Here is a 22,223-nt window from a genome sequence, read left to right as displayed (position 1 = left end):
CATTACGGTCACGGGCCCCGTCCTTCGGTGACGTGCGGGGCCGGATGATGACGGCGCACCGGACACGCCCCGCCGCCGTCCCGGTACTCCTCGCCGGAACCCCGTGCGCACACGTCAAATACTGACTTATTCACGAACCTGTCCCCCGATCGAATAGCCTGGCGCTTTCCGTACGCATTCTTCTGGTATTCAGGAATTGCCCAGGTGGGTTCTTGGGCTTTCATCGCGTGATTCTGGGGAGAAACGAATGCCTTCATCGGCGCACGACCCGGCGGGCAAGGCCCGCGAACCGGGTCCCGACGACACCGAAGAATTGTCCGCAACCACATCACCGGGAACCGCGCGGCATGACCCCGGAGTCCAGCATGACCTCGACGCACAGCACGACGCCGCTGCTGCCCGGGGTGCGGGCCACCGGCCCCCGGCGGCGCTGCCCACGATGACCGCGCGACACTGGTGGGTTCCCGTGCTCGCGGGCGTGGGCGGCTACGTGGGAACCGTGGTGGGCGTCGTGATCGCCCTGGTGTTGAGCATCCTGGGGCTCGCCCTCCAGGGGGACTCGGACGAGGGATCCACGACCGACCGCCTTAACGGCGAGATCAGCAACGCCACGGGCCTGGACACCGACACCTCCGGGCTGCGCTGGATCCTGTCCGTCCCGTTCCAGCTCGCGGCCATGGCGGCCCTGGTCCCGCTGCGGCTCATCCTCAGCTTCGGGGGCGAGGGAGCCTCCGCAGGGATCACCGTCCCCCAGTACTTCGCCCTGGCGTGCGGGATCCTCACCGCGTGGCTCATCGCACGCAAGCTCTCCACCCGGATGCGCGTGGAGACCCGCGGGGTGCAGTGGCTCATGGCCGCCGTGAGCGGACTGACGTGGGCCGCGCTGGCGCTGGTCGTCACCGCCCTCACGGTGCTGCGCCTGGACGTACCGTTCTTCGCCTCGGACATCCGCGTGCGCCTCACGGCCCTGGGCGGGGGCCTCTTCCCGGTCCTGTTCCTCGTGGGCCTGCTGAGCGTGGCGGCCGCCCTGAACGTGCGCTCCACCCAAGTCTCCCCGGGGCGCATCGTGGTCGGCGCCGAACGTTCGACCCCCGGCGTGCTGCAGGTGCTGCGGCCCATCGCCGTCCAGTTCTCGGTGTTCGGCACCGTGGCCGGACTCGGGCTGCTGATCTACGCGTTCGTCGAGGGTGGCGCCCCCGCCGGCTTCTCCGCCCTGTTCTGGTTGCCGATCGCGGTGGGCTGGCTGTTCGTCCTCTCGCTGCTGTCCGCGCTCAAGGCGGGCGGGGCGGCGACGTCGCTCACCGGACTGACCGGGCGCTCCGACGCGTTCTACCTGTGGTCGGAAGGTACCGTCCCCGTGTGGGCCGTGGTGCTGTGCATCCTGCTGGCCCTCGTGTCCGCGGTGTGTGCGGCCATCACGTGGGCGCACGTGCGTCCCCTGGACGCGCGTGTGGCGCGCACCCCGCTGGCATGGACGGTGCTGCCCGTCACCTACTTTCTGCTGGGCCTGCTGGCCCTGTGGTTGCTGCGCGTGGGCGGATATGCCTCCGGGGGCATGGTCGGCTCGAGCAACGCGGTGTTCAGCCTGCGGCCGGCCGGCTGGACGTGTCTCGTGTTCTTGGTGTGGGGCGTGATTATCGAACTGCTCGCCCGCTTGGTGGTGCCCGCGTTCATGCACACCCTGCCGCGCCGGGTGACCCGCGGACTGCGCGGTTCGGAGCGCTCCCGGGGCCGGGCGGCCGTGGTGGCCTCCGCGGCCGCCATGGGTGGCGCGGGACTCGCGGGTGCGGGACTCGCCGGGGTCGGCACCCGGGCGACGCCCGCTCCGGAAGCCCCCGTAGCGACGTCGTCAGCGCAGCACCCGAGCGCCGAACCGACGGCGACGACGGCCCCGCAGGACGCGACTGCGGCCTACTCCGGACCGCACGCCGGGAGCGGCGACGAGACCCGGGTGCTGCCGAGCTACGACGATCCCGGGGCGACCACGCGCATGCCAGCGCAGCGCGCCCCCATGGACCCCGCGACCAAGAAGCGGATCCGGTTGATCGCGATCATCGTGGGCACCCTGATCCTGCTGGCCGTGCTCGCGACCGTGGTGTTCTCCGTGCTGAGCCGCACCGTGTTCGGCCCGGACAACCAAGCCGAGGACCTGCTGCGCTCCGTTACGGATGGCAACGCCACCCACGCCGCGGAGATCGCGAATCCCAACGTCAGCAGCGGCCAGCGCGCCCTGCTCACCGACGACGTCTACGGCGCGACGCAGAACCGGATCTCCTCGTACGAGATCAAGGACACGACCATCGACGGGGACCGCGCCACGGTCAACGCGACCGTGACCCAGGACGGCGTCACCACGCCCGTGGCTCTGCCCATGGTCAGTGACTCCCGGGACGGCCTGTTCAAGTCGTGGCGCGTGGACGAGAGCGCGGGGGTGCCTCTCTACCAGGCGCTCACCGTGGAGGTGCCCGCGGGAGTCGGTGAGCTCGACGTCAACGGGAAGAAGGTGTCCGTGGACACGCAGGGCCAGCCCCACACCGTGGAGTACACGGTGCTGCCCGGTGACTACGCCGTGGGTGTGAGCTCCTCGAGCAAGTACGTGACGTACGGCGGGAACCAGGTGGCGGAGATCCGCGCCGGTTCGCCGTCCTCCGCGCCCGTGATGTCCTTCCAGCCGTCCTTCACGCCCGCCCTGGAGGAGGACCTGACCAAGCAGCTCAACGCGACCCTGGACAGGTGCGCCCAGAGCACGGAGTTCGAGCCCGAGGGCTGCCCGTTCGGGTACTCGATCTACGGTGACGACGAGGACTACCGCAATCCCCGGTGGAGCATCCAGCGCTACCCCACCTACTCGGTGTCCTCGTACGGGAACCAGGCGACCTTCACGACCGACCGCTCCGGCGAGGTGCGGCTGGACTACCAGTACAACGAGGAGTACGACGACGAGCCCGCCGACTGGACTGACCGGGACACCACCTCGAGCGTCTCCGGTTACGGGACCGTGAGCGTGTCCGGGAACGAGCTCACGATCAACGCCAACGACTGAGCAGTGACCTCCACTGGAACGGTGCCCCCTTCCCACGTGTTTCCACACGTTGGGAAGGGGCGCCGTTCACGTACGGGCCGATATGCCGGGCCTCACAGGTCCTGCGGGCCCAGCGGCAGACCCAGCAGGTACCAGCCGATGAACAGCAGGAACCAGCCGATGAGCATGGCGATCGAGACCGGCAGTACCAGGGAGATGAGCGTGCCCACGCCCGCTTCCTTCTGGTAACGGCGCAGGTACCCGAGGACCAGGGCGAAGTACGGGCTCACGGGGCTGATCACATTGGTGGGGGAATCCCCGATCCGGAACAACGCCTGGGTCATCTCCGGTGAGACGTCGAGCAGCATGAGCATGGGCACCATCACCGGGGCCAGCAGGGTCCACTGTGCCGAGCCCGAGGTGATGAGCAGGTTCATCACGGCCACGATCGCCACGATCCCGGTGAACGTGAGGATGGGGTGCAGTCCCAGCGAGCCGATGAAGTCGGCGCCGTAGATCGCCAGGACGGGACCGATCCCGGACCACTGGAAGTACGCGGTGAACTGGGCCGCGGCGAAGAACAGCACCAGCACGGGGGTCACGGTGGTCAGTCCCGTGGCCATGGCCTCGGGGATCTGTCGCGCCTCGGTCATGGTCCCGGCGGCCCGTCCGTAGATCCAGCCGACGACGGCGAACATCACCGCGATCACGATGCCCACGTTGAGCAGCAGCGGGGACATCAGCACGGAACCGTCCTCCGCGCGCAGGGGTGAGCCGGGGATCAGCAGGACCGCGAGATAGATCACGAGCATGATCGCGAACGCGATGCCGGCGTTGCGCAAACCCCGTTTCTCGCGGGGCTTCAGGCGCATGTCCTCGAAGTCCCCCATGTTCTGCTGCTTGGTATCCGTGTCCTCCTCGAGCGCCGCACCGCGTTTGGCGAGCACGGTCTCCGTGACCAGGGTGATGATCGCCGCGAGCACGAGCGACGACACGAAGGTGAAGAAGTAATTGGAGACCGGGGTGACGATCACGCTGTCGTCGATCAGCCCCGCGGCGGCCGTGGTGATGCCACCCAGGAGGGCGTCCGACGCCGTCGGCAACAGGGACGCGTTGAAGCCCGCCGCGACCGAGCAGAACGCCACCACGAGCCCCACGACCGGGGACCGGCCGGCGGCCTTGAACGCGAGCGCACCCAGGGGGATCAGCACCACGTACATCGCGTCCGAGGCGATGGACCCCGTGATGCCCGTGAGTGCCAGGACGAAGGTCAGCCACTTGGGACCCACGCGGGACACCGAGCCGCGCAGCGCCGCGGAGAGCATTCCGGACTGTTCGGCCACGGCCACGCCCAACAGGATCACGACCACGAGCCCCAGGGGCGGGAACTCCACGAAGTTCGTGACCGCTTCCGCGACCATCTTGCGCAGCCCGTCCGGGGCCAACAGGTTGGTGACCGCCACCGTCTCGCCCGTGGCGGGGTTGACCGCGCTGAGTCCCACGGCGGAGAGGATCCAGCTGAGCAGGATCACGACCCCCGCGAGCAGGAGGAACAGCCAGAACGGGTCGGGAAGCTTGTTGCCCACCCACTCGATCCAGTTCAGGGCCCGGAGCAGGCCACCGGTCCCCTTCTGTGTGCCGTGCGAGCGGGCACGGGGCGTGGACGAGGACATCTCTGGTTCCGTTCTGCCGGCGGAGTCGTGCTGTGCCCAACGTACGCAACCGCGGGGCCATGACACGTGATTACGGCGCAGTGGTGGTGACGTGGCGCACCTTTGTCACCGATACACCGGCGTCCTGTTCCGCCGGCGCACCTGCATCCTGGCGCGCACCCCGTTCATCCCCGCCCCACGAGCCGGGGCGGGTACGCGCCCGGTGTAATCTCCTAGAGGCCCGGATCCGGCCGCCCCTGGTGCGCGGTGCCCCGGCCACCACCTGGTAACCCTCGAGAAGGACCGCCCGTGAGCGAATTCCCCGCCGCCCTCAAACGCGGACTGACCGTGCGCCACGTCCGCTTCATGGCCCTCGGCTCGGCGATCGGGACGGGGCTGTTCTACGGCTCGGCCTCGGCCATCCAGACCGCGGGCCCCGCGGTGCTGTTCGCGTACATCGTGGGCGGGGCCGTGGTGTTCCTGGTGATGCGTGCGCTCGGTGAGATGGCCGTGCTCCACCCCGTCTCGGGGTCCTTCGGTCAGTACGCCGGCCGCTACCTGGGTCCCCTGGCCGGTTTCATCACAGGGTGGACGTTCGTGTTCGAGATGGCGATCGTGGCCCTCGCGGACGTCACGGCGTTCGGCATCTACATGCAGTTCTGGTTCCCGGACACACCCCAGTGGATCTGGGTGCTGGCCATCGTGCTGCTGATCACCGGGCTGAACCTTCTCAACGTCAAGGTCTTCGGTGAGCTGGAGTTCTGGCTCTCGGTCGTGAAGGTCACGGCCATCATCCTCATGATCGTGGGCGGTTTCGCGATCCTGCTCTTCGGCTTCGCCGTCCCCTCCGACACCCCGCCCGGGCTGCACAACCTGGTGGATCACGGCGGTCTCTTCCCCAACGGGTTCACCAGTCTGCTGCTGTCCTTCTCCGTGGTGATGTTCGCGTTCGGCGGGATCGAGACCATCGGCATCACCGCCGGTGAGGCCCGGATCCCCGCCAAGACCATCCCCGCCGCGATCAACACGGTGCCCGTGCGGATCCTGCTGTTCTACGTGCTGACCCTGTTCGTGCTCATGAGCCTCTTCCCGTGGAACGAGGTCACCGGCGAGGTCAGCCCCTTCGTGCAGATCTTCGACTCCCTGGGCATCCCGTTCGCACCCCACATCCTCAACGCGGTGATCATCACCGCGGCGATCTCCGCGATCAACTCGGACATCTTCGGTTCCGGGCGCATGGTCTACGGGCTCGCGCAGCAGGGTCACGCGCCGCGCGCGTTCACCCACGTGGGCCGCAGCGGCGTGCCCACCCTCACCGTGGCGCTCATGGCCGTGGTGCTGTTGATCGGTGTGGTGCTCAACGCGGTGATCCCGGAGAACGTGTTCCTGATCATCGCGTCCCTGGCCACGTTCGCGACCGTGTGGGTGTGGATCATGATCCTGGTCTCCCACCTGGGCATGTCCCGCGAGCGCGCCCGCGCCGGCGCCCCGCGCAGTTCCTACCCCCTGCCCGGCGGTCGCGTGAGCACGTACGCGGCCCTCGCGTTCATGGCGTTCGTGATCGTGCTGCTCGCCTTCACCCCGGACACCCGCATCGCCCTGATCGCAGGCTTCGCGTGGCTCGTCATCATGACGGCGGTGTTCTTCGCGTTCGTGCGCGGCAAGGGCCGCGAGCGCACGGTCCTGCCCGACGACGCCGCTGCGGTCACCACGGATGCCGTGGCCACCGGTTCCAGGTAACCCGGTTCAGCCGGCCGGGTCGATCAGTGGGCGGATCACCACGTCCGCTTCCGCGGCCGACTCCGGTCCGGCGGAGGCGGGCTCACCCCGCCACCACGCCGTGAACTCCCGGGCGGTGAACACCGGCTTGCCCCACTTCGCGGCGTTCTTGGCCTTGTTCGACTGCGAGCCGTCCTCCGCGGTGACCAGGACGTCGCAGCGGGTCTTGGTCACGTTGGCCACCGGCTGCAGCCCGCGCTCCACGGCCATGTCCTCGAGGTCCTCCCGGTAGACCTCCCGCCCGTCGGGGCCGATCACCGTTCCGGTGAAACAGATCCGCGCACCCGGCACCAGGACGGCCTCGATCCCCTGAGCCGCATCGGCCGACCCGCCCAGGATGTACTCACCCGTGTGCTCCTCCACGGCGCGCACCACCGCGAGGCTCTGCGCAGAGAGCCGCCCACGCTCCCCGGCCTCCCGCAACTTCTCGGCGAGTACCGCACCCGGGTGCCCCGCGGTGTCCGCACTGCACCGCACCGTGAACCCGGTGACGCCGTCCGGCCGGGGCATGAGATAGCCCGACCGGTCCTGAGCTTCGGGGAACGGATCGGCCAGCCCCTCCGTGACGCCCGACGAAGCCGCGATCTCACGCACCGCGCGGGCCCGTTCGAGCGCCGTCGCCGCCTCGAGACCGCGGCGCTGCTGGGCGGAGACCCGCCCCGCGGCGACGTCGTACCCCAGGGGCATGTGCGTGACGTACCCCGTGCGTTTGAGCTCGTGATCGAGGTACCCGAGCTGGCGGTCGATGTCCGCGCCCACGGGGACGCGACCCGCGAGGTGCGGGGCGAGCGCGGCCCACGCGTCCGTGAGCAGGGGCGCGAGCTGGACCTGGCCCGCGGTGATCCCGTATGCGCTGCGCGCGTCCCCCATGTCCCGCGTGGGGTTGACCAGGGTGCTCAGCTCCAGGCCGTCGTCCGTGACCAGGGCGAGCTCCACGGGCCGGGGCCTCCAGCGCTCGCCCACGTCCCCCACGCTGCAGATGCCCAGGTACACGTTGCCCTTGCTCGTGTCCGCGTCCCGGGACCCCGAGCGCAGGAAGCGGCGAATGCGCTGATCGACCTTGAGATCGCGCGGCAACACGTTGCGCCGCAGCACGAGCCCCTCGAAGGACGTGCAGCGACTCAGCGCCACGTACAACTGGCCGTCGGCGAACGTGCCCCCGGTCAGGTCCACCACCACATTGTCGAGCGTCTGCCCCTGGCTCTTGTGGATGGTCACCGCCCACGCAAGGCGGAACGGCAGCTGCGTGTACGTCCCGATCACGTCGTGGCGCAGCGTTCCGTGTTCGACGGCGGGCCGCGTCACCTCCCACAGGTTGGGTTCGACCTTGGCCAGGTGACCGTCGGGGAGCTCGATGTACACGATGAGTTCGCCGTCCTCCCAGAAGTGGTCGGCCACCTTGGCGATCGTGCCGTTGACCCACCGGTCGGAGGGATCGTTAGTGAGCATCATGACCTGCGCGCCGCGTTTGAACACGAGCTCCCGGTCCACGGGGATCTCGAACCCGTCCAGCTGCCCCGTGAGGATCGCGGAGTGGTGCACAGCCGGCTCGGGGATCTGCTCGAGCATCCCGCGGTTGCGGGACGTGGCCATCCGGTTGGTCGTGGTCAGGGTCAGCCAGAACTCGTCGATGGGCGGGGTGAAGTCCGGGTCGGTGCGGGCGTTGAGCTCCCGGCGGGCCTCCTCGAGCAGCGCACCCTCCCGCACGGCATTGAGGATGTCCATGAGACGGTCGTCCCCGAGCTGACGGAACACTGTGGTCAGTTCCACCGTGGCGAAGTCGTCCCGGTGGTAGGTGTCCGCGGAGAAGAAGTACGGGGTGGAGTAGCGGGTCGCGAAGTACTCGCGTTCGTGATCGGTGACCACGGGCGGCAACTGGTAGAGGTCCCCCACCAACACCAGCTGCACACCGCCGTACTTGCGCCCGGGTTTGGGGCCGAAATGTTCCAAGGCGGCCACGAGGCAGTCGAAAAGATCCGCCCGGACCATGGACGCCTCGTCCACGATCAGCGTGTGCAACTCGCGCAGGGTGGCCGCGAACCGGCCGGGGTAGTACCGCCCGCGCCGCACCTCCTCCGGGGACATCCCCGGGGCCAACGAGAGCAACCGGTGGATCGTGTACCCGCCCACGTTCAACGCCGCGATACCCGTGGGTGCCACGACCACCACGTTGCGCCGGGTGTGGGCCATGAACTCCCGGATCAGGGTGGACTTACCGGTCCCGGCCTTGCCCGTGAGGAACACGCTCTCCCCGTGGTGCAGCCGCTGCAGGGCCTCCCGGAACTCGCCGGTGAGAACCAGCTCGGAGGGATTGGTCGCGTTCACCCGGGCATATCCTTTCCATGCGGCGGTGCACGTGTGACCCTACCGCGCCCACCGCGGGGTCCGGCCTCCCCGCCCTGAATGAGGCTGACCAGCGGCCCCCACCATCAGCAACACCCACCACATCCACCACCCGCGAGCCCGACGACGGTCCACCCGTGAGCACCCAGCACACATCCCAGTCCCACGGCCCCGGGACGGACGTGCTCGCCGTGGATTTCGCGGCACGGATCACCGCCGCCGTGGTGGCCAACGGCGGAACGGTTGCCGAAGCAGTCCGCTGCGGTCGCGAGATCCTCTCCCGGGCCGGCGTCGAACACTCGGACCTGGACGTTAGCTACGCCGCGGCGGGGCCACCTCCAATGCGACGGACTCGACGGCCGTGGGGGACGACGGCAACCGCGACGGCACACGGTAGCAGGCATCCCGAGCGTTCGACCCCTCGCCCCGACGGCGTCGGCGACGGCGCGCGGCAAGCCGGGCCCGCCGACACGCTCCCGCACCCCGATGGTCTCCTGGCATCCCCGGGGAACGGGACCCCCGCTCGGTGGACCGACCTGCTCCCTGCTGGGTGAAGTATCCCGTCGTACTTATGGTCATAACGACTTTAGCAAGTTAGAGTCATCTTGACACTAACGATCCGGCCCCGCGGGGCGTCGAAGACCGGGGAGCCGCCATGACCGATCAGCGCGTGCTGCTGGCCGTGTCCACGGTGATCTTCACGGTCCGCCCCACGGGCGAGAACAGTGCCCACGAGCTGTGGTTACCCCTGGTCCGCCGGATTCGCGATCCCTACCGCGGCATGTGGGCTTTGCCGGGCGGTCCATTGCGATCCACTGAAGATCTCGAGGACTCCGCCCTGCGCAGCCTCACCCTGACCACCGGGTTGGCCCCCACCCACCTGGAACAACTGGCCACGTTCGGCGGGCTGACCCGCTCCGCCGGGGCCGAAGAACGCCAGGTCACCGTGGTCTACTGGGCCTCCCTCCCGCCGCACGAGGCCGCGATGGGCGAGAACGACCTCAACGTCACGTGGCTGCGCGTCACCGACCTGCCGGACCTCGCGTTCGACCACTCACTCATCGTGGCCCACGCCCTGGAACACCTGCGCGGTCGCATCGCCGAGCCAACCGTGGCCCGGGCGTTCCTGCCGGAGACGTTCACGATCGCGGCCCTGCGCGAGGTGCACGAAGCCATCATCAGCAAAGCCCTGGATCCCTCCAATTTCCGGCGCCACGTCCTGTCCTCCGGCCAGCTCCGAGACACCGGCGAGCGCCTCGCCGGCGCCCGGCACCGCCCTCCCACGCTGTACCGCTTCGCGGCGGCCGAACCGCCCGGACTCTTCCGCCCATCCCCGTCAGACCGTACCGAGGAGACCCCATGACCTCCGTGGCCACCCGACTCACGCTGCTACCCACCCGCCCATCCGGCACCGCGGCGACCCTTGAGGGCGGTTCGTGCAACGCCGCTCTCACCCAGGACCCGTGGGAGTTCCCCGCCCCGCTCTCGGCGGGTTACGGCCCGGGTGCTTCCCAGGACGACGCCGCTCCGGCCGGCTCCCCCGCGCAGCCCACTATTCCGCAGCGCTACCGGGATGCCTCCCCCGAGGAACTGGACGCCATGATCACGGCGGCCAAGAAGACTCTGGGTGAGCGCGCCGTCGTCATGGGGCACTTCTACCAGCGGGACGAAGTGGTCAAGCACGCGGACTTCATCGGTGATTCGTTCCAGCTCGCGCAGCAGGCCAAGGCGCACCCGGAGGCGGAAGCCATCGTGTTCTGCGGTGTGCACTTCATGGCCGAGACGGCGGACATCCTCTCCCGGGGCGGCCAGTCCGTGATCCTTCCCAATCCCGCTGCGGGGTGCTCCATGGCGGACATGGCGGACGCGGATTCCGTGGAGGAGTGCTGGGCGGATCTCATGGACGTGTTCGGCCCCCACGCCACGGACGCCCACGGCCGGACGATCATGGGCGAGGACGGCGAGCCGCTCGCCTCCGTGATCCCCGTGACCTACATGAACTCGTCCGCCGCGCTCAAGGCGTTCTGCGGTCGCAACGGCGGAATCGTGTGCACGTCCTCGAACGCGCGGACCGTGCTGGACTGGGCCTTCGGCCGCGGCCAGCGCGTGCTGTTCTTCCCGGACCAGCACCTGGGTCGCAACACCGCCAAGGCCATGGGTGTGCCGCTGGAGCACATGCCCCTGTGGGATCCCCGCAGGGAGCTGGGCGGCAACACCGCGCAGGTCCTCCAGGATTCCCGCGTGATCCTGTGGCACGGCTTCTGCTCCGTCCACAAGCGCTTCACGGTGGGCCAGATCGAGAAGGCCCGCGCGGAATACCCCGGCTGCACCGTGATCGTGCACCCCGAGTCCCCCATGGAGGTCGTGGACGCCGCCGATTCCTCGGGCTCCACCGACCACATCCGCAAGGCCGTGGAGGCCGCGGAGCCGGGGCAGACGTTCGCGATCGGTACCGAGATCAACATGGTCAACCGTTTGGCCGCGGAGCATCCCGAGCACACGATCTTCTGCCTGGATCCCGTGATCTGCCCGTGCTCCACGATGTACCGCATCCACCCGGGCTACCTCGCGTGGGTCCTGGAGGAACTCGTGGCCGGTCGCGTGATCAATCAGGTGTCCGTGGCCGAGGACGTCGCACGGGAGGCGTCCGTGGCTCTCGAACGCATGCTCGCCGCCGTCCCGAGGGCGTGAGTCATGACTGACGTCCTGGTCATCGGCACCGGGGTCGCCGGTCTCAGCGCGGCCTTGTCCGCGGCGGAGGCCGGTGCCCGCGTCACCGTGGTCACCAAGGCCGCCCTCACCCACACCGCGACCGATCGCGCCCAAGGTGGGATGGCCGCGATGACCGGCTCCCTCCCCGGCGGAAACCCCGCGGATTCGGTACGGCTGCACGTCCAGGACACCCTGGTGGCCGGTGCGGGCTTGTGTGATCCGCTGGTGGTGCACGGGGTCGTCCGGGACTCCGCCGCGGCTGTTCGCGACCTCACAGACCACGGCGTCGCCTTCGACCACGTGGCCGGCCCCGACTCCCCGTGGGTGCAGGGCCTGGAGGCTGCGCACAGCATCTCGCGCATCCTGCATGCCGGGGGCGACGCCACGGGGCACGCGATCCAGGATGCCCTGTCCGCTCGGTCACGCGAGATGGCCCACGGGGGACATATCCGTCTGCGCGAATACACCCTGGTCACGGACGTCATCGTGGTCGGTGACCGGGTCGTGGGCTGCACCGTCCGCCCGGTTCTCCGCGGCGGAGAGCTGGGCGACGAGGAGTTCCTCCCCGCGGACCACGTGGTGCTCGCCACGGGCGGCGCGGGTCAGCTGTATCCGTGGACGACCAATCCCCAGGTGGCCACCGGGGACGGCATCGCACTGGCCCTGCGCGCTGGTGCCCAGGTGCGTGACCTGGAGTTCTTCCAATTCCACCCCACCGCAATGGCCGCTCCGGGTTCGTTCCTGATCTCCGAGGCGGTCCGCGGTGAGGGAGCGGTACTGCGCGATCAGCACGGCCACCGCTTCATGACCGATGTGGACCCCCGCGCGGAACTCGCTCCCCGGGACGTGGTGGCGCGCGCGGTCTTCGCGGCGCGCACGGCATCCGACGACGGCGCCGCATACCTGGACTGCTCCACGATCCCCGTCCCGCCCGGGCTGACCCGCGCCGAGTTCCTGGCCCGCCGGTTCCCCTCCATCCACGCCGAACTCACGAGGCGAGGCATCGACTGGTCCACCGAGTGGGTCCCCGTGAGCCCCGCCGCGCACTACCTCATGGGTGGCATCGCCACCGATGCGCTGGGCCGCACCACTGTTCCCGGACTGTGGGCCGCCGGGGAATGTGCCCGCACCGGCATGCACGGGGCCAACCGCCTGGCCTCGAATTCCCTGCTGGAAGCTACGGTCCTCGGCCGCAGGATCGGCGAACTGCTCGCCGGTCCGGGGGAACCCGCGGACGCGTCGCCCGTGGCCCTCTGCAGCGAACCGGAGCCGTGCGTGCTCGATGAGGCAACGGCCCACGTCCGGCCCCGCCTGGCAGACCGAAACGACCCGCTGCTCAGCACCAGGCCGTATTCCACGGGAAGGGAACCGTCCTCGACGGACTCGGCCGGCGCCGAACCGTTCTCCCGCGCTGGCCTGCAGCAAGCCATGTGGCAGGGCGCCGGGGTGTTCCGCGCCGCCGAGGGCCTTGAACGGGCGAAGGCGCGGCTGGAAGGCTGGCTCGCGGCGTCGTCGTCGGACGAGGAGGATACGGCGGCGGCCCCTGGAACCCTGGCTGAAGCGGAGGACCGGAACCTCCTGACCGTGGGGCACGCGCTCGTATGCGCCTCGTTGGCTCGCACCGAATCCCGCGGGGCCCATCAGCGCGTGGACCATCCGGCCACCGACCCCCGCCTGGCCACGAGCACCGCATGGATCGCCTCCGGATCCGCAGCACCCACCCCCGAAAGGACAGACCATGCTGACTCGCTCAGCCGTTGAAGTCGTGATGCGTGCGAGCCTGGCCGAGGATGCGCCGTGGGGTGACATCACCTCCGAGCTCGTGATCCCTGCCGCGGCGACCGCCACCACCACGATCACCTCGCGGGAAGCAGGAATTTTCGCGGGAGAAGAGATCATCCGGACCGGCTTCGCCACGGCGGACCCGGGCCTGGAGGTCACGCTCCACGTATGCGATGGTGACCCGCTGACCCCCGGAACCGCCATCGCGACCATCACCGGCCCGGCGCGACCACTGCTGAGCGCCGAACGCAGCGTGCTGAACCTCGTGCAGCGGATGTCCGGGATCGCGACGCTCACCGCCCGGTATGTGGCCGAGGTCGAGAAGGCCGTGGCGGAGGTCGAACGCGCCAACAACCTGCCCGCCGGGACCATCACGCGCACCCGCGTGACCGACACCCGCAAGACCACCCCCGGACTACGAGCGCTGGAGAAGCACGCGGTGACGTGCGGCGGCGGCCACAATCATCGATTCGGCCTCTCGGACGCCGTGATGCTCAAGGACAACCACCTGGCCGTGCTCACCGCGGACGGTACCTCCGTGACCCACGCGCTGCGCGAACTGCGCAAGAAGCTGCCGCACACCACGCACATTGAGGTGGAGGTGGACCGGCTCGATCAGATCGAGGACGTCCTGGCCGGCGGGGTGGACACCATCATGCTGGACAACTTCGCCCACTCGGACCTGATCAGCGGCGTGGCCGTGGTGGACGGTCGCGCCATCGTGGAGGCGTCCGGTGGCATCACGCTGGAGACCATCGGCAGGGTGGCCTCCACCGGCGTGGACGTCATCTCCGTGGGCGCGCTCACCCATTCGGTGCGCGCATTGGACCTGGGTCTGGACGTGGCCGTGGACTAGCCCTTGTTCACGAGCGTCAGCAGCACCACGGAGTCCTCGTGCGCGTGCAGGGAGTGACGCTGCTGCGGGATCACGGCGTACTGGGCAGGACCGAGCTGCACGGATTCGTCGCCGGCGACGAGCTCCACCCGGCCCGTGATCACCTGGATCGTGGCCTCGCCCGGGTTCTCGTGTTCCTTGAGGTCTTGGCCCTCGGCCAGCGCGATCATGGTCTGCTGCAGCGTGTGCTCGCGGCCGCCGTTGAGGTGGTGGGCGGAACGCCCGCTGGACGCCTCGCGCGCCTCGGTGAGCATGTCCTGGGCAATGGTGGTCAGCGTGTTTTCTTCCATGGTCCATCTTTACAGTCCGGCTCATCGCCCGTCACGGGCACGACATGTCCGTCATCACGAGAGGTCACATCATGATCTACCTGGATCACGCGGCGACCACCGCCCCGCGCCGCGAAGTGCTCGAGGCCATGTGGCCGTGGTTGACCGGCGGGTTCGGTAACGCGTCCAGTCATCACGAGCGCGGCCAGCGCGCCGCCCGCGCCCTCGAGGACGCCCGCCAGCGCGTTGCCGCGGTCCTCGGGGCCCGCCCGGGTGAGATCATCTTCACCTCCGGCGGCACCGAGGCGGACAACCTGGCGGTCAAGGGCATCGCCCTGGCCCGCCAGGAACGGCAGCCTTCGCGTCACCGCGTGCTGGTCAGCGCCATCGAGCACGACGCCGTCCTGGAATCCGCCCGCGCACTCGCCCGGCATGACGGTTTCGAGACGCTCGAACTGCCCGTCGATCCCTCCGGTGCGCTCTCCCCCGACACCTTCCGCGCCGCCCTCGTGTCCGACGACGCCGCTCGCACCCTCCCCGACCGTGCCGCCTCTTGCCGCGGCGTCGCCTCCCATGCCCCTCCCGGGAGCAGCAGCGCCTCCGATCCGACCACCGTGGCCGTGGCGTCGGTGATGCTCGCCAACAACGAGGTGGGGACCGTCCAGGACATCCGCGCCCTGGCGGAGATCGCGGCGGAGTACGGGGTTCCACTACACACGGACGCCGTGCAAGCGGCCGGCACTCTGCCGCTGAACGTCGAAGACCTGGGAGTGGCCGCGCTGACGCTGGCGGGACACAAGATCGGCACGCCGCCAGGGATCGGCCTGCTGTGGCTCAAGCGCGGCACCCCGCTGCGCCCGCTGCTGAACGGCGGCGGTCACGAGCGCGGGCGCCGCTCGGGAACCTCCACCGTGGCCGGCGCCGTGAGCCTGGCGGTGGCGCTGGAGCTGGCCGAGCGAGAACGGGTGGCCTACGCGGCCCGCTCGACAGCCCTGCGTGACCGACTGATCTCGGGCATCCTGAACTCCGTACCGGACGCAATCCTGACCGGCCAGGATCCTCGAAACGTTGTGGGCGACCTCGGCAATGACGGTGCCACCCCGGTCGCTCCGGACGGCCCGGTTGCTTTCGCGGACCCGGCCGTTTCCGTCGACCCGCCAGCCTCGATCACCTCCGAGGGCCTCATCCCGCCGGCCGGCCGTGCGACAGAAACCGTCGGAGCGACGTCGGGACGGAACGGGATCACGCGACTACCGACCAACGCGTCCTTCTGCTTCCCAGGCGTCAATGGCGAAACCGTCCTGGTGGACCTCCAGAACCTGGGGGTGCTCGTGTCCTCGGGCTCGGCGTGCGCGGCCGGTTCCAGCGAGCCCTCCCACGTGCTCATGGCCCTGGGGATCCCCGCGGAGCTCGCCACCACGTCGGTGCGGTTCAGCCTGGGCCGAGAGACGACCGAGGCCCACGTGGACAGCGCCGTCCGCGCCACCGCGCAAGTGATTGCCCACCTCCGCGGCGAGCACGCACTCTGACCGGTGTTCCCACCCGCGGCCACACCGATGTCGGCGTGACGCAGGGCCGCTCGTGGTGAGTTCACGCTCCGCGCGACGCCCCGAGGGAAGGACGCTACGGCGTCACTTCGTACGGCGGCTTCTCACCGCGGGCCATGGCCACGGCGTTCTCCGCGGCCTTGCGAGCCATCCCCGCCCGTGAGCCCACTTCTGCGGAACCCACGTGCGGCAGCAAGAACGCGTTGGGCAGATCGGCCAGCCCGTCCGCGAGCTCGGGTTCGTTCTCGAACACGTCCAGCCCGGCCGCGAAGATCTCCCCGTCCCGCAGCGCCGAAACCAATGCATTTTCATCAACCACGGGGCCGCGGGCGGTGTTCACGAGCACCGCGGTGGACTTCATCCGCCGCAACACGTCCGCGTCGACCAGGTGCGTGGTGTCCTCGGTGAGCGGGACGTGCAGCGAGAGATAGTCACTCGTCTCGACCAGTTCGTCCCACGGCACCTGGCGCACCCTCCCGGCCAGGTCGTCCAGTTCGTCGTCGGAGACCGCGCGGTCCTCGGGCGGGCGCTGCGTGAAGATCACCGTCATGTCGAAACCCAGTGCCCTGCGGGCCACGGCCTTGCCGATCCGGCCCATGCCCGCAATCCCCAGGGTGGCCCCGGTGACGTCCTGACCGACCAGCAGTTTGGGTCCGATCCCCGTGAACTTCCCGTCCCGCAGGCACTCGGCGGCCTCGTGGGCACGCCGCGCGGCGCCGAGCAGGAGCAACATGGCGGTGTTGGCGGTCGCGTCATTGAGGACGTCCGGGGTGTTGCCCACGGCGATCCCGTGTTCGGCGGCCGCCGCGACGTCGATGTTGTTGTACCCCACCGCGTAGTTCGCGATCCCCCGGATCCGCGCCTCGCTCAGCAGCTCTGAGTCGAACCGGTCGGAGACCTGCGATACCACCACGTCGTACTCGCCGCCGGTCACTGCCTCGCGCAGTTCGTCCGCGCTCATCCCGTCCCGGATCTCGACGTCGCCCGCGTCCTCCAGGATGGACGGCCCCGGTTCGGGGATCTCACGGGTGACCAGGAAACGCGGTGTCTTCATGAACTCTCCTCGGGTACGACACGCACCGACTCATGCGGCACGGACCGGGCGGGCGGGCGTGGGAGGTGGGGAGCGGCGTCGGCGGTGGCCGCCCGGAGGAACACGAAACCCCGCGCGGCCACGAGAACTGCCGTGCGGGGTTCCGAGGCACCCCGTGGGGTGCGGGACTTCACATCCAGATCAGATGAGGGACTTGGCGCCGCCGCGAGCCTTCTCGAAGCGCTCGGCCACGTCCGCCCAGTTGACGATGTTCCAGAACGCCTTGACGTAGTCGGCCTTCACGTTCTGGTAGTCCAGGTAGAAGGCGTGCTCCCACATGTCCAGCTGCAGCAGCGGGATGGTGGCCACGGGCACACCGTTCTGCTGGTCGTACATCTGCTCGATCACCAGGTTGCCGGCGATGGGCTCGTACGCCAGGATGGCCCAGCCGGAGCCCTGGATGGTGGTGGCCACCGCGGTGAACTGGTCGCGGAAGGCGTCAAAGGAACCGAAGAAGTTGTCGATCGCCGCGGCGAGCTCACCCTCGGGCTTGTCGCCACCCTCCGGGGAGAGGTTCTTCCAGAAGATGGAGTGGTTAATGTGGCCGCCCAGGTTGAACTGGAGGTCCTTGGAGAGCTTGGCGGCACCGGCGGCGTCGCCGTTAGCGCGGGCCTCCTCCATCTTCTCGAGCGCGGTGTTGGCACCGGTCACGTAGGTGTTGTGGTGCTTGTCGTGGTGCAGCTGCATGATCTGGGCCGAGATGTGCGGCTCGAGCGCTGCGTAGTCATAGGGAAGATCGGGGAGAGTGAACTTTTCAGCCACGGTGAATCATCCTTCCTTTGCGGGTGCGTGATGCTTCAACTGTCCGTCGCTGCGGTTCGGCGGGTCAAGGACGTTCAGCCACTAGCGTATGTTTCACGGAGCCCGTCATCTTCCGTCACAACCGGTGCTTTGCCGCCCGGGCCGTGACCTATCCTCGGGCCCATGTCCACCCCCGATACCGCCCTGGAGGTCACCGCGACCGCGACCGGTTCCGGCGGCGCCACCGCGAGCGCCCACGCGCCGGGACGCGCCGCCGCCGCCCACGCCCCGTTGGCGGCCCGAACCGGCGAGGGCGACCCCGCGGACCTCGAGATCGCGCGCGCGCAGGCTTCGCACGCGCAAGGCATCGTGAACCTGCGGGACCGTCTGGCGCGGTGGTTGCAGGGCCGGGGCATCGACCAGTGGCGCGAGGGCGAGTTCGACCCCGCCGAGGTGCGCCGCGAGATCGACCGCGGCGAGTGGTGGGTCGTGGAATCCCCTGTGCAGCCCGGCCTGATCCTGGCGAGCATCCGTGTGATCTGGGCGGATCCTGAGATCTGGGGCGAGCAGCCGGAGCCCGCCGGTTACACCCACGGGGTCGCGGTGGACCGCTCGCTCGCGGGCACCGGCACGGGTGCCCGGCTGATCCGCACCGCAGAACGGGTGATCGTCGAGTCCGGACGGAGCGTCTCCCGCCTGGACTGCGATGACGGCAACCCGGTGCTCAAGCGTTTCTACACGGGTCTGGGCTACACGCCCCGCGGTGCCGTGGATTTCACCGTCCCCCGGTTGGATTACCGGGTCACGGTCATGCGCATGGAGCGCCGCCTCAGCCCGTAATCCGGTGCCGACGGGCGCCGCGGGACACCCCCCCCCGTTGGTCCCGGTGGCGTCCGCACAGCTCTCAGTAGTACGCGCGTTTCAAGCGGTTCACGCGCGTTGCGCGCGTCGCCGCCCCGTGGCCTTGCGGTGCGTTCCCGCGTGCCTGCCGTGGGCAGCAGCCCGCACGCCGTGGCCGGTGCCGCGAGAGGGATGCTCGGTCGACGACGTTGCCAACTCCCCCGGCTGCCCCGCGGCCAGATCCCGCCGCATGCGTTCCAGCCCCTGGGCAAGTCGGCGGCGGGCCATCATCCGGGCCCACGGGCGCTTCCACCACAACCCCCCGCGCAGTCGGAAATCCGCGCGCAGCTGGACGGTCACCCCCGAGCTCGTGGGCTGCCACGCGTACTCCATGATCATGTCCGCGAACCCCTTGGTGGTGCGCAGCATGAGCGATTCACCGGGCACGCGGTCCGCGACGATCATGACGTAGTCGAACGTGAACGGCCCCACCGGAGCGTCGAACTCGATCGCCGAGCCCACGTGCAGTTGATCGTCCAGGGACGTGGGCCACGTGACGTGGATCCCGAACCATCGGCCCATCCCCCTGGGCCTGCCCAGGGCCAGATCGAACTCCTGGGCGGTGACCGCCACGTCCTGCTCCACGAGCAGCGAGAATCCGTGGTCGGTGGAATCGACCTCGGAGATGCGAACAGACATGTTTCCCCCTTGGTGCGTGCTTCCCCCCATGGCGTTCGTCCCACCGAACACCAACTACACGCGAGTAACTTATGACGCTCAGTCTGATGCAAAGACGACAAGCCGTCACTCCGCCGGGGGAAGTGTGACGCGTCCACAAAAGGTGGAGAAAAGTTATCCACAGGGGTGGAAAAGTCTGTGCACAATTCGAACACAGTTTCGACGCACACACCCTGGGCAGGCGCGGCAACGGCAGGAAACGACGCATGACCAGGGTAAATACCGAACAAGCGTCTGGCCAACCGGGTCGAATGACAGTCGTGTGACTTATCCACTCCTGTGGAGAAGCGTTGTGGATAACGCTCACTGTCCGCTTATCTGCGTTGAGTTACCCCCTTTTAGGGGGCAGTTATGTGACGCTGTGATTTCCGCGGTGTCAGGAGGTGGGAATCACGCGCAGCCACCGAAAACCGTGAGCCTCCACCAGGATCCCCCCGCGCAGGTCCACCCGCTCGTTCTCGTGCAGCATGGTCGCCGAGGGCAGGAAACCGCTCAGCGTCTCACCCGTGACGAACTGGGGCCAGTCGCTGAAGTTCGCCAGGCACAGCACCACGCTGTGCTCGCCGGGACGCTGATAGCCCAGGACATGGCGGTTGTGCGTGATGAACGGGATGAGCGCGGTGCCCTCGAACTCCGGGGTGGCACGGCGCACCGAGATCATCCCCCGGATCCCGCCGAAGATCCGCCCCTGCACCGAGAACAGGTCGTGGCGGCGTTCGTAGTCGTCGCGGGGGTAGCGCGGGCGATGGACCCAGCGGGCGTCGTCCGCGGCGTCCGGGTTCTCGTCCCAATGGACGTCGTTGCGCTGACCCACCTCGTCACCCAGGTAAAGCAGGGGGACTCCGCCGGTGCTCATGGCCAGCGAATGCGCCAGCAGGATCCGATCCACGGCCGGACCCGGCTCGGTCTCCAGACCCAACAGGGACGCGGTGGTGCCGCAGATCCGGCAATCGCCCGTGCGGGGGTTGCCCTGGAAGGCCACGCCGTGCGCGAAGCTACCGGGGTGGCGCCCGGTGTAGAAGGCATTAAGGAAGCGGCGGTGGTCGTGGCCATCGACACCCAGGCGAGCGGCGTCGTCGTCGGAGAACGTCCACCCGATGTCGTCATGGCCGCGCACGTAGTTGACCCACGCGGTGCCCGCTGGCGTCTCGTGACGTTCGGCGAGCGCGGCGGAGAGCAGGGAGACGTCCCGGGTGGCCATGGCCTCCCATGTGAGGGCCATCTGCAGGGGGTTGTAGGACAGCGCACACTGGTCCGGGTGGACGTAGCGGATGACCTCGTCCGGGTGGACGATCGCCTCCGACTTGAACTCCACGGCCGGGGCGGCCAGGGCCGTCACGGCGTTGAACGCGCGCAGCAGATCGTGGACCTGTGGCTGGGACTCGCACGAGGTGCCGAGTTGCTTCCAGATGAACGCCACGGCGTCCAGGCGCAGCACCTGGGCCCCCTGGTTGGCCAGGAACAGCATTTCCGCGGCCATGGCGTGGAAGACGTGGGGGTTGGAGTAGTTGAGGTCCCACTGGAAGCGGTGGAACGTGGTCCATACCCACCGGGGATCCGGGTCGTAGGGGCTCGCGTCCCGTCCCGCCGGCGTGCTGTCCACGCGCGTGAACACCCCGGGGTGGTCATCCGGGAAGATCTCCCGCGCGGTGCGCTCGAACTCGTCCGGCACGGTGCGCTCCGAGTACATCCAGTAGAAGCGTTCGTAGAACGGGTCCCCGGCGGCCGCGGCCCGGGCCCACTCATGCTCGTTGGAGGTGTGGTTGAACACGAAGTCCAGCACCAGGGCGATCCCCTGGGCCCGCAGTTCGGCCGCCAGGTCCGCGAGCTCCGCCATGGTCCCTAGCTCCGGGTCCACCCGGCGGTAGGAGGACACCGCGTACCCCCCGTCCGAGTTGCCGGCGGGGCTCTCGTAGAGGGGCATGAGGTGCAGGTAGGTCAGCCCGAGTTCTTCGAAGTACGGGATCTTCTCCCGGATCCCCGCGAGGTCCCCGCCGTAGCGGTCCACGTAACACACCCCGCCCACGGCCTCCCGGGACGTGAACCACGGCAGTTGGTCCTCGCGGCGGCGGTCCAGGTCCTTGAGGTCCCGGGGGCGCTGCACATAGGCCTCCCACGCGGTGAGGACGGCGCGGGTCACGGTGTCCCAGATACCGAGCCCGGGTCCGTAGACCGCGTGCAAGGAGGTGATCAGACGGTCCAGCTGACGGCTGAGCCGACCAAGGAAGACGGTGCGTTCCTCGGGGGTCGCGCGCGTATCCAGCGCGAGATGCTCCCGCACCGATTCGAGTACGTGTTCGCGATCGGTGGTGTCCCGGGGGATCGAGGGTTCGGACAACACGGGAATGCCTCCTCGGTTGACGCACGTCACGTGCGTGGGGAGTCATGGTGCCCGGGATCCCCCTTGATGCCGAGCTCGGATCGACCGCCTCCGCGTTCCCGCGGGCCGGTTGCGTCCAGGATACGGGCGCGGTTGCACTCGACGCTCAGGTGACGTCCGCGTGACTCGTCCCCGCACCCCGTATTCACCCCACAGGTTGTGCACAGAGTTATCCACAGGTGTGGAAACCATGGCGCGTTCCCGGGTGGGCCACGTGGGGCGATACCTCTGAAACCCCAGGTCAGGGCGATATGACGCGAATCCCCAGCGGGTGTGGACAAGCCTGTGCAGAACCGCGCACACGGCCGTGGAGAACGCGCTCGGCCGGACGCGGATGAACGGAACATGACGAACGCCCGGTGCTTCCCCATGCGGGGAGCACCGGGCGATCCCACCCCGTGGGGTGGATTCCGGACGTCACCAGGTGACC

Annotated in this window: 15 protein-coding genes; 8 read left to right on the top strand and 7 right to left on the bottom strand. The window is 69.0% G+C overall.

All coding sequences use genetic code 11. From position 1 onward, the window contains the following. The first annotated feature begins 247 nt into the window (after window positions 1-247). Window positions 248-3,043, top strand: a complete 2,796-nt coding sequence (locus HBK84_RS00280; protein WP_167317886.1) for a hypothetical protein — start codon at window positions 248-250, stop codon at window positions 3,041-3,043. A gap of 92 nt (window positions 3,044-3,135) precedes the next feature. On the opposite strand, the gene HBK84_RS00275 is transcribed toward HBK84_RS00280, so the two are convergent. Continuing rightward, a complete protein-coding gene (locus tag HBK84_RS00275; protein WP_167317885.1) occupies window positions 3,136-4,695 on the bottom strand; it encodes an AbgT family transporter in 1,560 nt (519 codons plus the stop codon). A 288-nt stretch (window positions 4,696-4,983) separates the two neighbouring features. Here HBK84_RS00275 and HBK84_RS00270 point away from each other — a divergent pair, with 288 nt between their 5' ends. Beyond that, window positions 4,984-6,414, top strand: a complete 1,431-nt coding sequence (locus tag HBK84_RS00270) for an amino acid permease (RefSeq protein WP_167317884.1) — start codon at window positions 4,984-4,986, stop codon at window positions 6,412-6,414. A gap of 6 nt (window positions 6,415-6,420) precedes the next feature. On the opposite strand, the gene HBK84_RS00265 is transcribed toward HBK84_RS00270, so the two are convergent. Next, entirely contained in the window at window positions 6,421-8,778 is a 2,358-nt protein-coding gene (locus HBK84_RS00265) for an AAA family ATPase (RefSeq protein ID WP_206069168.1), read from the bottom strand. 673 nt (window positions 8,779-9,451) lie between these two features. On the opposite strand from HBK84_RS00265, the gene HBK84_RS00260 reads away from it, so the two are divergent. From HBK84_RS00260 to nadC, 4 genes are read left to right on the top strand one after another with little or no spacing between them, the layout of a single operon-like run. Beyond that, complete coding sequence (locus tag HBK84_RS00260) at window positions 9,452-10,159, top strand: NUDIX domain-containing protein (RefSeq protein WP_144997529.1); 708 nt, start codon at window positions 9,452-9,454, stop codon at window positions 10,157-10,159. Continuing rightward, window positions 10,156-11,487, top strand: coding sequence for a quinolinate synthase NadA (nadA, locus tag HBK84_RS00255; RefSeq protein WP_167317883.1), 1,332 nt, complete (start codon window positions 10,156-10,158; stop codon window positions 11,485-11,487). Before HBK84_RS00260 ends, nadA begins: the two co-directional genes overlap by 4 nt. Before the next feature lie 3 nt (window positions 11,488-11,490). Continuing rightward, a complete protein-coding gene (locus tag HBK84_RS00250; RefSeq protein WP_167317882.1) occupies window positions 11,491-13,269 on the top strand; it encodes an L-aspartate oxidase in 1,779 nt (592 codons plus the stop codon). Next, a complete protein-coding gene (nadC, locus tag HBK84_RS00245; protein WP_167317881.1) occupies window positions 13,247-14,146 on the top strand; it encodes a carboxylating nicotinate-nucleotide diphosphorylase in 900 nt (299 codons plus the stop codon). The genes HBK84_RS00250 and nadC overlap by 23 nt, the downstream gene beginning before the upstream one ends. Here nadC and HBK84_RS00240 read toward each other — a convergent pair. Continuing rightward, on the bottom strand, window positions 14,143-14,475 hold the full coding sequence (locus tag HBK84_RS00240; RefSeq protein WP_085108234.1) for a cupin domain-containing protein: 333 nt from the start codon (window positions 14,473-14,475) through the stop codon (window positions 14,143-14,145). The genes nadC and HBK84_RS00240 overlap by 4 nt on opposite strands. Before the next feature lie 71 nt (window positions 14,476-14,546). On the opposite strand from HBK84_RS00240, the gene HBK84_RS00235 reads away from it, so the two are divergent. Continuing rightward, window positions 14,547-15,983: a cysteine desulfurase family protein gene (locus HBK84_RS00235; RefSeq protein WP_240919030.1), complete on the top strand. Its 1,437-nt coding sequence runs from the start codon at window positions 14,547-14,549 to the stop codon at window positions 15,981-15,983. Window positions 15,984-16,077: 94 nt separating this feature from the next. Here the strand turns inward: HBK84_RS00235 and HBK84_RS00230 are convergent, their stop codons facing one another. Both HBK84_RS00230 and HBK84_RS00225 read right to left on the bottom strand, forming a co-directional pair. Beyond that, the gene (locus tag HBK84_RS00230; protein WP_167317880.1) at window positions 16,078-17,055 is read right to left on the bottom strand and encodes a D-glycerate dehydrogenase; all 978 of its coding nucleotides are present in this window, start codon (window positions 17,053-17,055) and stop codon (window positions 16,078-16,080) included. A 180-nt stretch (window positions 17,056-17,235) separates the two neighbouring features. Continuing rightward, complete coding sequence (locus tag HBK84_RS00225; RefSeq protein ID WP_035962724.1) at window positions 17,236-17,856, bottom strand: superoxide dismutase; 621 nt, start codon at window positions 17,854-17,856, stop codon at window positions 17,236-17,238. Between the two features lie 162 nt (window positions 17,857-18,018). Between HBK84_RS00225 and HBK84_RS00220 the strand changes: the two genes are divergently transcribed. Further along, window positions 18,019-18,675: an N-acetyltransferase gene (locus tag HBK84_RS00220; RefSeq protein WP_144997539.1), complete on the top strand. Its 657-nt coding sequence runs from the start codon at window positions 18,019-18,021 to the stop codon at window positions 18,673-18,675. A gap of 90 nt (window positions 18,676-18,765) precedes the next feature. On the opposite strand, the gene HBK84_RS00215 is transcribed toward HBK84_RS00220, so the two are convergent. Both HBK84_RS00215 and HBK84_RS00210 read right to left on the bottom strand, forming a co-directional pair. After that, a complete protein-coding gene (locus HBK84_RS00215) occupies window positions 18,766-19,374 on the bottom strand; it encodes a hypothetical protein (protein ID WP_167317879.1) in 609 nt (202 codons plus the stop codon). 415 nt (window positions 19,375-19,789) lie between these two features. Next, window positions 19,790-21,754: an amylosucrase gene (locus HBK84_RS00210; protein ID WP_085108222.1), complete on the bottom strand. Its 1,965-nt coding sequence runs from the start codon at window positions 21,752-21,754 to the stop codon at window positions 19,790-19,792. Between the last annotated feature and the right edge of the window lie 469 nt (window positions 21,755-22,223).

The sequence above is a fragment of the Kocuria sp. KD4 genome (assembly GCF_011769905.1).
GTDB classification, from domain to species: Bacteria; Actinomycetota; Actinomycetes; order Actinomycetales; family Micrococcaceae; genus Kocuria; species Kocuria marina.
Note: the sequence above shows the minus strand (reverse complement) of the source record. Positions and strands in the feature narration are given on the sequence as shown.